Source organism: Actinomadura rugatobispora (genome assembly GCF_055379765.1).
Window position 1 is genome coordinate 11,645,631 of the sequence record NZ_AP029191.1, and the last position, 14,420, is coordinate 11,660,050.

Consider the following 14,420-nt stretch of genomic DNA (forward strand, 5'->3'; position numbering starts at 1 on the left):
AATGATCGGCGCATGGCATTGCGGGTGGCACTCATCGGCTACGGCACCGGCGGCGCGGTGTTCCACGCGCCGCTCATCGACGCGGTGTCCGACCTGCGGCTCTCCGCCGTCGTCACGAGGAACCCCGGGCGGCAGGAGGCCGCGCGGCGCCGCTACCCCGGGACGAAGGTCCTGGACAGCGCCGACCGGCTGTGGGAGACGCCCGAGGACTACGACCTGGTCGTGGTCACCGCGCCCAACCGGCAGCACGCCCCGCTCGCCCGTACCGCGCTGACCTCCGGGTTCCCGGTGGTGGTGGACAAGCCGGTCGCCGCGTCCGCCGACGAGGCCCGTTCCCTGGCGGCGCTCTCGGCCGTGCGCGGGCTGCCGGTCATCCCGTTCCACAACCGGCGCTGGGACGGCGACTTCCGCACCCTGCGGCGGCTCGTCGCCGACGGCGCCCTCGGGGGCGTGCGCCGTTTCGAGTCCCGTTTCGAGCGCTGGCGTCCCGAGGTCTCGGCCGGGTGGAAGGAGAGCACGGACCCGCTCGACGCGGGAGGCATCCTCTTCGACCTGGGCTCCCACCTCATCGACCAGGCGATCACCCTGTTCGGGCGCCCGCGCGGGGTCTACGCCGAGATCGACGTCCGCCGTCCGGGCGCGGCCACCGCCGACGACGTCTTCCTCGCCCTCACCCACGACGGCGGGGTCCGCTCGCACCTGTGGATGAGCGCGACCGCCGCCCAGCTCGGGCCGCGTTTCAGGGTGCTGGGGTCGGACGCCGCGTACACCGTCTCCGGCATGGACGGCCAGGAGAAGGCGCTGCGCGCCGGCCGCACCCCGAAGGACGCGGGCTGGGGGCAGGCGCCGCCCGAGGCGTACGGCCGCCTGGGCACGCCCACGGCCGACCGCCCGGAGCCCACCCTCCCGGGCGCGTACCAGGACTTCTACGCCGAGGTGGCCCGGGCCCTGCGCGGCGACGCCCCTCCCCCGGTCGCCCTCGACGACGCGATCATCGGCCTTGAGATCATCGAGACCGCCATCGAGCAGGCCGCCGAGCACGCCGGGGGGCCGGGGGCGGGTCAGTAGCGGAGGTCGGCGAGCACGCCGTAGTGGTCGGAGGCGATGACGCCGTCCACCGGCTCGGTGCCCAGCAGTTCGCAGTGGACGGGATGCCCCGCACCGCCCGCCCGGGGCCAGGCTGAGAAGACGTAGTCGATCCTGCGATCGGGCCACAGCACCGGTTTCGTCCAGTGGTTGGCGCCCGACCAGGTGTGTCCGGGCGTGCCGTCGCCGGCCGCCTCCCAGGCGTCGTAGAACACCACGCCCGGCGCCGCCACCGCGGCACGGCCGGTCAGCATGCGGATCTCGTCGCTGTCGGGGGGCGCGTTGAAATCACCGCAGACGACCACCGGAGCCTCGTGGCCCGCCGCCGACCGCACGAACGCGCCGAGGTCGCGCACCTGCTCCTGCCGCTGCCGGCTGTGGCCGAGCTTCCAGCCGAGCGCGACCCCGAACACCTGCACCGGGCCGCGCGGCCCCTCCGCCCGGGCGAACACCGCCAGCCCCGCGTCCGCGACGGTCAGCTCCGCGCCGCCGAGCCGCCGCATGTCCCACCTGGTCAGCGGCCAGCGCGACAGGATCGCCACCCCGGACGCCGGGTCGGCGCCGCCGAACCGGTGGTGCGGCAGCCCCAGTGCCTCCTTCAGCCGGACGGCCTGCGTCTCCGCGCCGTCCTCCCATGCCTCCACCAGCACCGCGATGTCGGGGGCCGCGGCGGCGAGCACGGCGATGATCGCGCGTTCCCGCTCCGGCCAGGGGCCGTGGCGCGCCCACACGTTCCACGACGCCACCCGCGCCGTCGTCTCGATCAGCGGGCCGTACGGCCGCTCGATGTCGTAGTCCATGCGCCGAGCCTGCCATGACGGCGGCGCGGGGATCAGGTCAGAGGACGGACACGTGGACGTGGTCGTAGTGGTTCTGGGTGATGCTGCCGCGGTCCTCCATCTGGCGCCAGCCGCCGCTGCCGCGCATGTCGTAGATGCGCTGGCGCCAGATCACGTACTTGATGCCGAGCCGGGAGGCGTTGTCGATCACGTACTGGGCGACGGCGTCCCCGTGGGCGCGGGCGGAGGCGCTGGGCATCTGCCCGCCCGTGCTCTCCATGAAGTCGCAGGCCTGGCCCTTGCCGTGGTCCTGCGCGTCGCCGGGCCGGGCGCACCCGATGGCCGGGAACGGGCCGAACTTGGAGTCGATGGCCACCATCGCCGTGCGCATGCGGGCGGTCATCGAGTTGCCGATGATGCTCGACTTGGTGCCGCCGGCGCCGTCGGGCCTGCCCGCCGGGCTGCTGGGCGCGACGGGGGCCTCCGGCTTGTACTTGGCCAGGAGCTTCTTGACCCGTGCGCGCTGGCCCTCCAGGTCCTCGACCTCCTTGCGCACCTGGTCGACCTTGGTCTTGGCCGTCCGCTGCGACTGGGCCGCCTGCACGGACAGCGTCTCCAGGCTCTGCAGCCGCATCCCGTTGTTGCGCGACATGTGCTCGATGACCGCGGCGTCGCGCACGGCGGCCCGCGGGTCGTCGGCGGACACCATCGTGGTCGTGTCCAGCCTGCCGGTCATGTACGTGGACGCGGCGATCCGGCGGACGTCGGACCGCGCGACCTCGAACTCCCGCGCGAGCCGTTCGGCGTCCTTGCGGGCGCGCTGCGCGGCCGTCTTGGCCTCGTCCAGGGAGACCAGCTCGCCGCGGTAGTCCTTGGATAGCTGCGCGGCCCGCTTCTCGAGCTTGGCGAGCTCCTTGGGGTCGTCGGGCGCGAGGGCCAGCCCGGCGGCGCTGCCAGGGCCGGCCGGCAGCGCGGCGGAGGCCGCCGCGAGGAGGGCGATGACGGCACAGCTCCGCGCCGCGCGCGCACGCAACGAGCTCCGTGCGCTGCCGTGAGGATCGAGGGCCGCCACTGATTTCTCCTTAGCACCAACGAGAAGATTGGCGGCACGCTACCACAATCACCCATTTCGCCCTTGACGCTCTCGACAACACATAGCGTTACACAGAAACTACTCCCCGCATGACCAATCCTTAAAATGCCCACCGGGGATCGCGCCACACCCCCTGAAAACAAGGACCTTTTCGATCTCAGATCACGACCACATCACACCCCGGCGGCACCGGCGCCCGCCCTCGATCCGGCGACGCACGTCACGCTCCGCCCCCGGCGCACCACCGCCCGAGCACACGCATCGGCGGGTGGGGAAGAACGTCCCGCAACCCGCGGCGGGGCCTGAGGGCTCCACAGACCTCGGAGAAGACGACACGGAGGGCCGAGAGATGAAGCGACCGGAAGCCGGGGGCCGGAGGCACCTCGTGAAGGGTGCGGGGACCGGGCGGGGGCGGCCGGCAGACCGCCCCCGCTCAGCGGACCAGTTCGTTCCAGTGGGGGACGCGGAGCTTGACGCGCAGCTTCATGCCCGCCTCCCGCGGCGTGCGGCTGCCCTTGCGGTTGTTGCACCTGCCGCAGGCCAGGACGGTGTTCTCCCAGGTGTCGCCGCCGCCCCTCGACTGCGGCAGGACGTGGTCGATGGTGTGACCGCGCTTGCCGCAGTACCCGCACTCCCCGCGGTCGCGCAGGTAGACTCCGCGCTTGCTCCACGGCGGGCGCCTGCCGTGCCGCCACCGCATGGCGACGTACCTGACCAGCCTCAGCACCCGCGGCACGGGGAACCGGCCGATCGTCCGGCCCTCCTCCGCCTCCTCGACGACGGCCACCTCGCGCACCAGCATGCGGATGGCGTGCCGCAGGTCCACGTTTTGTAAGGGCTCATACGAAGCGTTCAGTACGAGCACGTTCATCGGCCACCTCCTCCCCGTCGCGTCCACTCCGCCCGCGGGCCCGGCGCCCGTCCGTCCCAGCAATGGTCCGCCGGCCTTAACGGCACGACGACCACCATTGAACACGAAAGGAATGATCCGCTAATTTCCCGGCCCCGCGGACTTTCCGAAGACCTCCTTCAGAGTGCCGATCCTCGTTGCGGGCGGCAACGCATTTTCGGCCGGGCTGAGGGACCACGCGAGCGCGTTACCCGGGCGGTGGTGCGACGCCGGAGGCGAGCATCACCGGCCAGATCGCGAAGCGATGCCGCGCTCGCCAAGGCCCGGTCAGGCGCGAGCCGCCAGGCGAGCACCGTAGGCCGGGACTCGGGAACACAACTAGAGGGGCGATCTGTGGATGCTCGGGAGGTCGCGGGCGGCCGCCTGGTATTCGCGGGACTCGCGCTGGCGGCGGAATCCCAGTTCCTCGTTGACGGCCAGCATATGCGCGTTGTCGCCGACGTTGTCGGTCTCGATCTCGCGGACCTCGGGGCGCTCGGTGGCCAGCCACCGCAGCATCGCGGCCTTCACCCAGATGCCGAGGCGGCGGCCGCGGTGCTCGGGGACGACCGCGGTGTCGTACTGGGCGGCGCGCTCGGGGGCCTCGGCGGGCACCACGATCTCGGTGAAACCGGCGACCGTCGAGCCCTGCACGGCGGCGACCGTGTAGAGGTCGTCGCCGCGCTTGGCGACCATGTCGGCCATCTCCCGGACGCGCCGGGCGTTCCACGGCAGGCCCTCGTACTCGGCGAGGTCGGCCATGGCGTGCTTGGCGCGGGCGAGGGCGTCGGCGTACCGGTCGGGCACCGAGCCGCGCCAGCGCACCAGCCGGTATCCGGGCGGGCCGGCGGCGACCAGCGCGGGGACGCGGTCGGGCGGCAGGTCGTCCAGGCGCAGCAGCAGGCCGCTGAGCGTGAGCACGCACACGAAGCCGTGCGACTCCAGGAACGGGACGGCGGGGGTGCCGGCCAGGACCTGGGCGATGACGCTGGTGCGGCCGTCGGCGCGCAGGCCCTCGGCGGCCACGGCCATGAGCCGGGTGCCCAGCCCGCGCCGCCGGTGGGCGGGGTGCACCCGGATGTCGATCTCGCCGGGGCGGTCGGCCCCCGGCCCGCCGGGTAGTCGCAGGACCACCACGGCGACCGCCTCGCCGCCCTCGACGGCGGCCCACAGGCGCTGGTGCGGCGCGCCCAGCAGGTGCTCGGCCGTCTGCTCCCTGGCCGGGGCCGGCTCGCCCGCGGGGTCGCCGGCGTGGACGGCCTCGAGCACGGCGTGCCACTGCCCGATCTGGGCGTCGGTCGGATCATCGAGCGAGATGACGTCCATCAGCCTGTTGTACAGGATCCGGGGCGTCCGCGACCCTCAAACCGTCACCGGGTGAAGGCGTTGAGTATCCGCTCGGCGGCGAGGGCGGGGGTCAGCGTCCCGTCGGCGACGGCCGCCTCCAGCTCGGGGGCCAGGTCGCGGACGGCGGGATCGGCGTGCAGTTCGGCCAGGAGGCGGTCGCGGACCATGGACCAGGTCCACCCGACCTGCTGGCGCCGCCTGCGCTCCTCCAGTTCGCCGGTGGCGGCCAGGGCGTCCTGGTGGTCGACCAGGTGCTGCCAGAGGGCGTCCAGGCCGATGTTCTCACGGGCGCTGCACGTCAGGACGGGGGTGTCGCGGACGCGTTCGTCGCTGCGCAGCAGGCGCAGGGCGCCGGCGAGCTCGCGGGCGGCCTTCCTGGCCTCCATCTCGTGGGGGCCGTCGGCCTTGTTGACGGCGATGACGTCGGCCAGTTCCAGCACGCCCTTCTTGATGCCCTGCAGCTGGTCGCCGGTGCGGGCGAGGGTGAGGAAGAGGAACGAGTCGACCATCTCGGCGACGGTGGTCTCGGACTGGCCGACGCCGACGGTCTCCACCAGCACGATGTCGTACCCGGCGGCCTCCATGACGACCATCGCCTCGCGGGTCGCCTTGGCCACCCCGCCGAGCGTCCCGGCGGTCGGCGACGGGCGGATGAACGCGGCGGGGTCGGTGGCGAGGCGGTGCATGCGGGTCTTGTCGCCCAGGATGCTGCCGCCGGTGCGGGTGGAGGACGGGTCGACCGCCAGCACGGCCACCTTGTGCCCCGCGGCGGTGAGGTCGGTGCCGAGGGCGTCGATGAAGGTGGACTTCCCCACGCCGGGCACGCCCGTGATGCCGATCCGGCGGGCGTGCCCGGTGTAGGGGGTCAGCTCCACCAGGAGCCGCTGGGCGAGGTCCCGGTGGTCGGGGCGGGTGGACTCCACGAGCGTGATCGCGCGCGCGATCCACGCCCGCGAGCCCTCCCGCACCCCCTTGACGTAGTCGTCGAGGCCGGGGCTCAAGCCGTGGTCCCCGCCTGGTGGCCCAGCCTGGCGGCGAGGTCGTCGAGCAGGCCGAGCGCGGCCTCGGCCAGGACGGTGCCGGGCGGGAAGATCGCGGCGGCGCCGGCGGCGCGCAGCTCGTCGAAGTCCTGCGGCGGGATGACCCCGCCCACGACGATCATGACGTCGTCGCGGCCGAGCGCGGCCAGTTCCTCGCGCAGCGCGGGCACCAGCGTGAGGTGGCCGGCGGCGAGGGAGTTGACGCCGACGACGTGCACGTCGGCCTCCACCGCCTGCCGGGCGACCTCGCCCGGGGTCTGGAACAGCGGGCCCACGTCGACGTCGAAGCCGAGGTCGGCGAAGCCGGTGGCGATCACCTTCTGGCCGCGGTCGTGGCCGTCCTGGCCCATCTTGGCGACCAGGATGCGGGGCCGCCGGCCCTCGGCCGCCTCGAACGCGGCGGTCGCGGCGCGGGCCTTCTCGATCGCGGTCACCTGTCCCGCCTCCTCCCGGTACACACCGGAGATGGTACGGATCTGGGCGGCGTGCCGGCCGTAGGTCCGCTCCAGGGCGTCGGAGATCTCGCCGACGGTGGCCTTGGCGCGGGCGGCGTCGACGGCCAGGGCGAGGAGGTTCTGCTCCAGCCCGGAACCGCGGGTGCCGCGGTCGGCGGCCTCGGCGGCGCCGGTCAGGGCCGTGAGGGCGGCCTGCGCGGCGTCCTCGTCGCGCTCCTCGCGGAGACGGCGCAGCTTGTCGATCTGCTGGGCGCGGACGGAGGCGTTGTCGACCTTGAGGACCTCGATGCTCTCGTCGGCGTCGGGGCGGTACTTGTTGACGCCGATGACCGGCTGCCGTCCGGAGTCGATCCGCGCCTGGGTGCGGGCGGCGGCCTCCTCGATGCGCAGCTTGGGCAGGCCCTCGTCGATGGCCTTGGCCATCCCCCCGGCCTCCTCGACCTCGGCGATGTGCGCCCAGGCGCGGCGGGCCAGGTCGTAGGTGAGGCGTTCGACGTAGGCGCTGCCACCCCAGGGGTCGATCGTCCGGGTGGTGCCGGACTCCTGCTGGAGGAGCAGCTGGGTGTTGCGGGCGATGCGGGCGGAGAAGTCGGTCGGCAGGGCGAGGGCCTCGTCGAGCGCGTTGGTGTGGAGCGACTGGGTGTGCCCCTGGGTCGCGGCCATCGCCTCGATGCACGTACGGGCCACGTTGTTGAACACGTCCTGCGCGGTGAGCGACCACCCGGAGGTCTGGGAGTGGGTGCGCAGCGACAGCGACTTGGGGTTCTTGGGGTCGAAGCCCTTGACGAGCCTGGCCCACAGGAGCCGGGCGGCGCGCAGCTTGGCGACCTCCATGAAGAAGTTCATGCCGATCGCCCAGAAGAACGACAGCCGCGGCGCGAACGCGTCGATGTCCAGGCCGGCGTCGCGCCCGGCCCGGATGTACTCGACCCCGTCGGCCAGGGTGTAGGCCAGCTCCAGGTCGGCGGTGGCCCCCGCCTCCTGGATGTGGTAGCCGGAGATGGAGATCGAGTTGTACTTGGGCATCCGCTGGGACGTGAACGCGAAGATGTCGGAGATGATCCGCATCGACGGCCCGGGCGGGTAGATGTAGGTGTTGCGGACCATGAACTCCTTGAGGATGTCGTTCTGGATGGTCCCGGCCAGCCGTTCGGGCTCCACCCCCTGCTCCCCGGCGGCGGCGATGTAGAGCGCCAGGATGGGCAGCACCGCGCCGTTCATGGTCATCGACACGCTCATCCGGTCCAGCGGGATGCCGTCGAAGAGCTGCCGCATGTCGTAGATCGAGTCGATCGCGACCCCGGCCATGCCGACGTCGCCGGCCACCCGCGGATGGTCGGAGTCGTAGCCGCGGTGGGTGGCCAGGTCGAAGGCCACCGACAGGCCCTTCTGCCCGGCGGCCAGGTTGCGCCTATAGAAGGCGTTGGACTCCTCGGCGGTGGAGAAGCCGGCGTACTGCCGGATCGTCCAGGGCTGGGTGGCGTACATCGCGGGGTACGGGCCGCGCAGGTAGGGGGCGACGCCCGGCAGCGTGTCCAGGAAGTCCAGCCCGGTGAGGTCGTCGCCGGTGTAGAGCGGCCTGACGCCGATGCCCTCGGGGGTCTCCCAGGTCTCGGCGTCCGGGTCGCGGCCGGTGGCCTCGGTGACCGCGGCGCGCCAGCGCTTGGCGGCCTCGTCGGCGGGGGCCGCCGTCCCGAGCTCGATCTCGGAGAAGTCGGGGATCATCGGTTCACTCCTAGATCGTCGAGGGTGGTCTCCAGCACGGCGACCGCGTCGCAGCCCGCGAACACGTGCGCGTCCACTCCCTCAAAGGTCCCCTTACCCGCGAGCCACACCTTCACCGCTCCCGACTCCTTGAGAGTACGGGCGGCGTCCTCGGCCTGCTCGCCGTAGAGCTTGTCGCTGGAGCACAGGCACGCGACGGTGGCGCCGGAGGCGGCGAACCCCTCCGGGTCGCCGCTGACGGTCTCGATCCCGCCGGCCTGGAAGAGGTTGGCGGCGAAGGAGGCGCGGGCGGTGTGGACGGCGATCGGGCCGAGGGTGGCCAGGTAGACCTTCGGGCGGGCCCCGGTGGCCTCGGCGTGGGCGTCGGAGCGGTCGCGGAGGGCCTCGAAGTCCTGCGCGTACCGGACGACGGGCAGCCCGCCGCCCGCCGGGGCCGGCTCGGGCGCGGGGGCGCGCTCGGGCAGCTTCTCGGCGAGGTCGGGGAACTCGCTGACGCCGGTGAGGGGGGCCTTGCGACGGGCCAGGTCCTTGCGGCGGCGCTCCCAGGTGGCGGCGAGCCGTCCGGCGACCAGCCCGGAGTCAAGGGCAGCGGCCAGCCCTCCGGCCTTCTCGATCTCGGTGAACCAGGCCCAGGCGGCCTGCGCCGTCTCCTCGGTGAGCCGCTCGACGTACCAGGAGCCGCCCGCCGGGTCGACGACGCGGGCCAGGCTGGACTCCTCCAGCAGCAGGGTCTGGGTGTTGCGGGCGATGCGGCGGGCGAAGTCGTCGGGCAGGCCGAGCCGGACGTCGAAGGGCTGCACGGTGACGGCGTCCGCGCCGCCGACCCCGGCGGCGAAGGCGGCGACGGTGGTGCGGAGCATGTTCACCCACGGGTCGCGGCGGGTCATCATCGCCGAGGAGGTCACCGCGTGCAGGCGGGCGGCGCGCCGTCCGGCGGCGTCGTCCCCGCCGGCGCCGCAGACCTCGGCGACCCTGGCCCACAGGCGGCGGGCCGCGCGCAGCTTGGCGATCGAGGAGAACTGGTCGGCGTTCACGGCCAGCCGGAACTCCAGCTGCCCGAACGCCTCGTCCAGGCCGAGCCCGGCGGCGGTGAGGGCCCGCAGGTAGGCGACCCCGGCCGCGACGGCCGCGCCGAGCTCCTCGGCGTCGCCGCCGCCCGCGTCGTGGTAGGCGGTCGCGTCGATCGTGATCGCGCGCAGGCCGGGGAACTCGCGGGCGCACCGCACGGCCAGCTCGGCCGCGCCGCCGGGCCCCTCGATCGGGGCGGGCTCGCCGGTGCGGGCGCGCAGCCCCAGCGGGTCGGCGCCCAGGCCGCCGGTGGCCTCGGCGGCCTGGCCGCGCTCGGTGATCAGGCGGAGCAGGGCCTCGGCGGCCTCGGCGGTCCGGGCGCCGGCGTCCAGCACGAGGGGCGCCAGGTCGAGGTGGACGCCGCGCAGCACCTCGGGCAGCGACTCCACGGGCGGGCCGGGCTCGCCGAGGCCCAGCCAGACGGAGGTCGCGCCGTTCTCCAGATCGGCCAGGATCGCCTCGCGGGCGGCCGCCGGGTCGGGGTGAACCTGCCGCTGCCGCACGTCCCAGCCCGCCAGGCCCTCGCCCTCGGGGCGCACCGTCCGCAGGTAGGGGGCGAGGCCGGGCCGCCCCGGCACGGTGTCGTCGCGCGTGTAGAGGGGCGCGGCAGAGACGCCGTCGTAGGACTCGCGGGTCAGCAGGCCCTCGATCTCGTCGAGAGGGGTGTCCTCGCTCGCCGCGCCCGACTTGCGCAGCACCCCTTTCACCAGCTCGCGCCACCGGTCACGTTCCGCCGGGGGGAACGCGGCGGCCAGTTCGAGTTCTTCAGGCGGCACCGTCATGCCTGGATGCTAAGCGAGCGCGTATGGGCGGCGGGCGACCGGGGTGGCCCTTCTGGCGGCCCGGGTAGCCGGGTGCGGAGGCCGGGTGCGAAGGGCCTGGCCGGACGGGCCGGTTAGGGGGCGGGACGCCGGGAACGGGATCCTGCCGTCCCCGCGGGCCCGGGGGACGCGCCGGAAGCCACCCCGGATCCGGTCCGGGCACGGGCGTTGCTAGTGTTCGGGGCGGAAAACCCCCGGCACAACGCTCGGGTTGGATCAGCTCGGACAAGAAGGAATAGCGCATGTCGACTGGCAGCCACGCGGGACGGCCGAAGTCCTGGGTCGCCGTTGCCGTGATCTTCGTCGGTTTCACCGTGGGCGGCGTGGCGCTGTGCGTGGGCCCGAACTGGCCGATGTTCTGGGCCGGCGCGGTGGTCATCGCACTCGGCGGCGTGCTCTCCCTGATCGTCGACATCATGAGCGACGTCGTCGTCGACGACCCTCGCCAGTGAGCCGGTGACCACGGTCAGGGCGCTCGCCTGACGCCTGACGCCCTTCAACCGGCCCCCGTTCCAGGAATGCGACGCCGCGAGGCGGCGCGGGCGGGGGCTTGTTGAAGGGGGCCGCCACTCCGAGCACGGCCCTCCTCTCTTCCCTCGGCCCCGGCCCCTGACCGGCCGGGCGTGCGAATGTGCCCGTCACGACGTAACGTCGGAAGGGCTTCGCCACGGCGCGGCCGCCTGCTCTGCTCCCGAGCACGAGGTGGTGGAATGGCCCTCAGATTCGGAGTCGAGGAAGAGTACTTCGTGGCCGACCCGGGCTCCCGGATGGTGGTCCCCCGCGCGCCCGCGGTGGTGGAACGGGCGTCCGAGGCGCTGGGCGAGCGCGCCTCCACCGAGCTGATCGCCTTCCTCGCCGAGGCCAAGACCTCCCCCTGCGACGATCTGGGCAAGCTGGAGGAGCAGATCCGGGAGATGCGGGCGGCGATGGCCGCGGCCGCCGCCCGCGAGGGGGTGCTGCTGGCCGCCACCGGCACCCCGGTGCTGGGCGACCTGCTGCCGCCGCCGATCGTCGCGGGCGCCCGGTACGCCGAGAGCCTGGCCACCTACCGGGCGCTGGACGACGAGCAGTGCATCTGCGCCTGCCACGTGCACGTCGAGATGCCCGATCCGGAACGGGCCGTGCTGGTGAGCAACCATCTGCGGCCCTGGCTGCCCACGCTGGTGGCGCTGGCCGCCAACTCCCCGTACTGGGCGGGCCGCGACACCGGGTACGCCTGCTGGCGGGTGATGACGTGGGCGCGCTGGCCGGTGGCGGGCCCGCCGCCGTTCTTCCGCTCCCTGGCGCACTACGAGGAGCTCGTGGAGACGCTGCTGGGCTGCGGCGCGCTGATGGACACCGGGACGATCTTCTGGGACGTGCGGCCCTCGGCGCGGCTGCCCACCCTGGAGATCCGGCTCGGCGACGTGGCGATGACCGTGGCCGAGGCGGTGCTGTTCGCCGCGCTGGCCCGGGCGCTGGTGCGGGTCTCGCTGACGGCCGTGGAGGCGCGCGAGCCGGCGCCCGACCCCGCGCCGGAACTGCTGCGGGCGGCCTACTGGCTGGCCGCCCGCAACGGCCTGCCGGGTGACGGCATCGACGTGTGCACGGGGCGGCGGGTCCCGTTCCGCCGGCTGGCCGGAGACCTGCTCGCGCACGTCCGGCCCGCGCTGGCGGAGGCCGGCGACCTGGACCGCGCCGCCGCCGGTCTGGCGGCCGTGCTGGAGGAGGGGAACGGCGCGCAGCGGCAGCGGGCCGCCTACCGGCGCCGCGAGCGGCTCGCCGACGTGGTGGACGTCGCGGTGCTGGACGGGGGCCCGCCGTCCCGGGGATGATCGTCGGGTCGTCGCGGACGTGATCGGCGGACCACGGTCGTGAGCATCCGCCCGGAACCGGCATCATGGAGATGACCCGGGCCTACCGAACCTGGCTTTCTACCTGCCCTAAATGGGTCGTTTTTCCGCAATGTCGGGCGGGTAGCGGTCATGATGACGATGCCCGCCCGCCCGGCCGACCCGACAGAGGGGACCCCAGCATGACGCTGCACCATCCGACACCGATGGTGCGCCGAACGAGGTGACCGGCCGATGACCACCGGGCCAGGCGCGCCGCCGGAGGACGCGTTCGTCCATCCGGCCCTCTTCTACCGCGACCGCGCCGAATACCTGGACGGCACCGTGCCGTTCGTCCTGGACGGGTGCGAGGCCGGCGAGCCGGTGGCGGTCGCCGTCCCCGGGCCGCGGCTGAGAATCCTGCGCGACACCGTCCGCCGGTCCTCCGCCAAGGCGGCGGCGCTGGTGGAGTGGATCGACATGTCGGAGGCGGGCCGCAACCCCGGCCGGATCATCCCCGGGGTGCTGCGCGCCTTCAGCGACCGGCACTCCCCCGCCCGGGTGCGGATCATCGGCGAGCCGATCTGGGCCGGCCGGTCGTCCGCCGAGTACCCCGCCTGCGTCCAGCACGAGGCGCTGATCAACGTCGCCTTCGCGGGGCGCGCGGCGACCATCCTGTGCCCGTACGACGTCGCCGGCCTGGACGGCGCCGTCGTCGCCGACGCCCGCGCCACCCACCCCGTGATCATCGACGGCGCCGGGGAGCGTTCCAGCTCCGAGTACGCCCCCGACCGCGTCCTGCGAGCCTGGAACCGCCCGCTGCCCGAACGCGCCGACGTCGAGGCGACCCCGTTCGACCTGGACGCCATCCCCCTGATCCGCGCCCTGGCCGCCGCCCGCGCCGCCGCCCTCGGCCTCGGCCCGTCCCGCACGGGCGATCTGGAGCTGGCCGTCAACGAGCTGGCCGCCAACTCGGCGCTGCACGGCGGAGGCGCCGGCGTGCTGCGGGTCTGGGCGGAGGACGGCCATGTGGTGTGCGAGATCCGCGACTCCGGGCGGATCACCGATCCCCTGATGGGCCGCCGCCCCGCGGGGATGCGGACCGACGGCGGGCGGGGCGTCCTCATGGTCAACCACCTGGCCGACCTGGTCCGCGTGCACACCGCCCCGGAGGGCACCACGTTCCGGGTCTACATGCGCCTCTGACCCCGCCCGCCCGGCGGCCTGGAGATCACCGGCCCGCCGAGAATACAATTCTCGGATGCCAGATCGGCATTTTCCGGCACGCGGGCCCCGGCACCGGCCGGGGCCGGGGAGGGGCACGCCTTGACGGTGCGGCAACCGCGAACGGTGGAGTTCGATGTCGGCGGGCGCGAAGGGGAGGCCGCGCGGCTCGCCGGCACGTACGTCCCGCCCGAGAACTCCGGGCCGGCCAGGGCGGTCCTGGTCTGCCTGCCCGGCGGCACCTACGACCGCGGTTACTTCGACCTGCGGGTTCCCGGGCGGACCGGCTACAGCTTCGCGCGGTACGCGGCGTCCAGGGGCTACGGCGTCGTCACGCTGGACCTGCTGGGCACCGGCGCCAGCAGCCGGCCGGCGCAGGAGTTCGGCCTGGCCGACCAGGCCGCGGCGGTCGCGGCGGCAGTGGCCCGGATGCCGGAGGTGCTCGGGGAGCCCGGTCCGTTCCTGGCCGTGGCCCACTCCATGGGCGGATACGTCGCCATGTTCCAGCAGGCCGGCCACCACGACTACGCCGGGCTGGCCATCCTCGGCACCACCAACCAGTACGTCGCCCAGCGTCCGCCCACGCCGGAGATGGCCGCGGCGGCGCGGACCCCGGAAGGGCGCGCCGCTCTCGCCGAGCGGATCGAGGCGGCCCTCCCCGAACGCTTCGCCGCGCCCGACCGGACCCCGATGCGCTCGTGGTTCTACCTCGACGACGTGCCCGGAACCGTGGTGGAGGCCGACCGTGCCGCCACGCTCACCGTCGTCCCACGGCGGCCCGCGGCGCAGGCCTCCGTCCCGGGCTTCGCCACGGACGCGGCGGCGGCCGTCGATGTCCCCGTCTTCCTGAGCTACGGCGATGTCGACGTCTCCCCCGACCCCCACCAGGAACCGGCGTTCTACCGCGACAGCCGCGGACGTCACCCTCTACCTGCTGCCGGGAAGCGCCCACTGCCACAACATGGCCACCACCCGCCACCTCCTGTGGGACAGGCTCCTGGACTGGTGCGGCACGATCACGCCCGGGACGACCGTCTGAACCGCGGCGCCCCGCCAACGGACCGCAAAGCCGTTCAATAGGG

At 73.8% G+C, this 14,420-nt stretch carries 12 protein-coding genes; 5 read left to right on the top strand and 7 right to left on the bottom strand.

Annotated features, from left to right (window positions below):
• Positions 1 to 12: 12 nt before the first annotated feature.
• Complete coding sequence (locus ACZ466_RS52205; protein ID WP_378289687.1) at positions 13 to 1,068, top strand: Gfo/Idh/MocA family oxidoreductase; 1,056 nt, start codon at positions 13 to 15, stop codon at positions 1,066 to 1,068.
• Here the strand turns inward: ACZ466_RS52205 and ACZ466_RS52210 are convergent.
• From ACZ466_RS52210 to ACZ466_RS52240, 7 genes are all read right to left on the bottom strand, one after another.
• On the bottom strand, positions 1,062 to 1,886 hold the full coding sequence (locus ACZ466_RS52210) for an endonuclease/exonuclease/phosphatase family protein (RefSeq protein WP_378289688.1): 825 nt from the start codon (positions 1,884 to 1,886) through the stop codon (positions 1,062 to 1,064). The genes ACZ466_RS52205 and ACZ466_RS52210 overlap by 7 nt on opposite strands.
• Positions 1,887 to 1,923: 37 nt before the next feature.
• Complete coding sequence (locus ACZ466_RS52215) at positions 1,924 to 2,898, bottom strand: coiled-coil domain-containing protein (RefSeq protein WP_378289689.1); 975 nt, start codon at positions 2,896 to 2,898, stop codon at positions 1,924 to 1,926.
• Between the two features lie 493 nt (positions 2,899 to 3,391).
• On the bottom strand, positions 3,392 to 3,784 hold the full coding sequence (locus tag ACZ466_RS52220) for an HNH endonuclease (protein ID WP_464042305.1): 393 nt from the start codon (positions 3,782 to 3,784) through the stop codon (positions 3,392 to 3,394).
• 402 nt (positions 3,785 to 4,186) lie between these two features.
• Positions 4,187 to 5,173, bottom strand: coding sequence for a GNAT family N-acetyltransferase (locus tag ACZ466_RS52225; protein ID WP_378289693.1), 987 nt, complete (start codon positions 5,171 to 5,173; stop codon positions 4,187 to 4,189).
• Between the two features lie 44 nt (positions 5,174 to 5,217).
• Complete coding sequence (meaB, locus tag ACZ466_RS52230) at positions 5,218 to 6,195, bottom strand: methylmalonyl Co-A mutase-associated GTPase MeaB (RefSeq protein ID WP_378289695.1); 978 nt, start codon at positions 6,193 to 6,195, stop codon at positions 5,218 to 5,220.
• A complete protein-coding gene (gene scpA / locus ACZ466_RS52235; protein WP_378289698.1) occupies positions 6,192 to 8,414 on the bottom strand; it encodes a methylmalonyl-CoA mutase in 2,223 nt (740 codons plus the stop codon). Before scpA ends, meaB begins: the two co-directional genes overlap by 4 nt.
• Positions 8,411 to 10,264: a methylmalonyl-CoA mutase family protein gene (locus ACZ466_RS52240; protein ID WP_464042308.1), complete on the bottom strand. Its 1,854-nt coding sequence runs from the start codon at positions 10,262 to 10,264 to the stop codon at positions 8,411 to 8,413. Before ACZ466_RS52240 ends, scpA begins: the two co-directional genes overlap by 4 nt.
• 281 nt (positions 10,265 to 10,545) lie before the next feature.
• On the opposite strand from ACZ466_RS52240, the gene ACZ466_RS52245 reads away from it, so the two are divergent.
• From ACZ466_RS52245 to ACZ466_RS52260, 4 genes are all read left to right on the top strand, one after another.
• Positions 10,546 to 10,755 carry an HGxxPAAW family protein gene (locus tag ACZ466_RS52245; protein ID WP_378289702.1) on the top strand — a complete coding sequence of 70 codons (210 nt, stop codon included), beginning with the start codon at positions 10,546 to 10,548 and terminating at the stop codon, positions 10,753 to 10,755.
• Between the two features lie 258 nt (positions 10,756 to 11,013).
• A complete protein-coding gene (locus ACZ466_RS52250; RefSeq protein ID WP_378289704.1) occupies positions 11,014 to 12,117 on the top strand; it encodes a carboxylate-amine ligase in 1,104 nt (367 codons plus the stop codon).
• A 252-nt stretch (positions 12,118 to 12,369) separates the two neighbouring features.
• Positions 12,370 to 13,320 carry an anti-sigma factor RsbA family regulatory protein gene (locus ACZ466_RS52255; RefSeq protein WP_378289706.1) on the top strand — a complete coding sequence of 317 codons (951 nt, stop codon included), beginning with the start codon at positions 12,370 to 12,372 and terminating at the stop codon, positions 13,318 to 13,320.
• A 126-nt stretch (positions 13,321 to 13,446) separates the two neighbouring features.
• On the top strand, positions 13,447 to 14,418 hold the full coding sequence (locus ACZ466_RS52260; protein ID WP_378289730.1) for an alpha/beta hydrolase: 972 nt from the start codon (positions 13,447 to 13,449) through the stop codon (positions 14,416 to 14,418).
• The last annotated feature ends 2 nt before the right edge of the window (positions 14,419 to 14,420 follow it).

Coding starts and splice junctions, on each gene's coding strand:
- ACZ466_RS52240 (WP_464042308.1), bottom strand. CDS start 10,264: ATGACGGTGCCGCCTGAAGAACTCGAACTGGCCGCCGCGTTCCCCCCG.
- ACZ466_RS52255 (WP_378289706.1), top strand. CDS start 12,370: ATGACCACCGGGCCAGGCGCGCCGCCGGAGGACGCGTTCGTCCATCCG.
- ACZ466_RS52225 (WP_378289693.1), bottom strand. CDS start 5,173: ATGGACGTCATCTCGCTCGATGATCCGACCGACGCCCAGATCGGGCAG.
- ACZ466_RS52210 (WP_378289688.1), bottom strand. CDS start 1,886: ATGGACTACGACATCGAGCGGCCGTACGGCCCGCTGATCGAGACGACG.
- scpA (WP_378289698.1), bottom strand. CDS start 8,414: ATGATCCCCGACTTCTCCGAGATCGAGCTCGGGACGGCGGCCCCCGCC.
- ACZ466_RS52205 (WP_378289687.1), top strand. CDS start 13: ATGGCATTGCGGGTGGCACTCATCGGCTACGGCACCGGCGGCGCGGTG.
- ACZ466_RS52250 (WP_378289704.1), top strand. CDS start 11,014: ATGGCCCTCAGATTCGGAGTCGAGGAAGAGTACTTCGTGGCCGACCCG.
- ACZ466_RS52245 (WP_378289702.1), top strand. CDS start 10,546: ATGTCGACTGGCAGCCACGCGGGACGGCCGAAGTCCTGGGTCGCCGTT.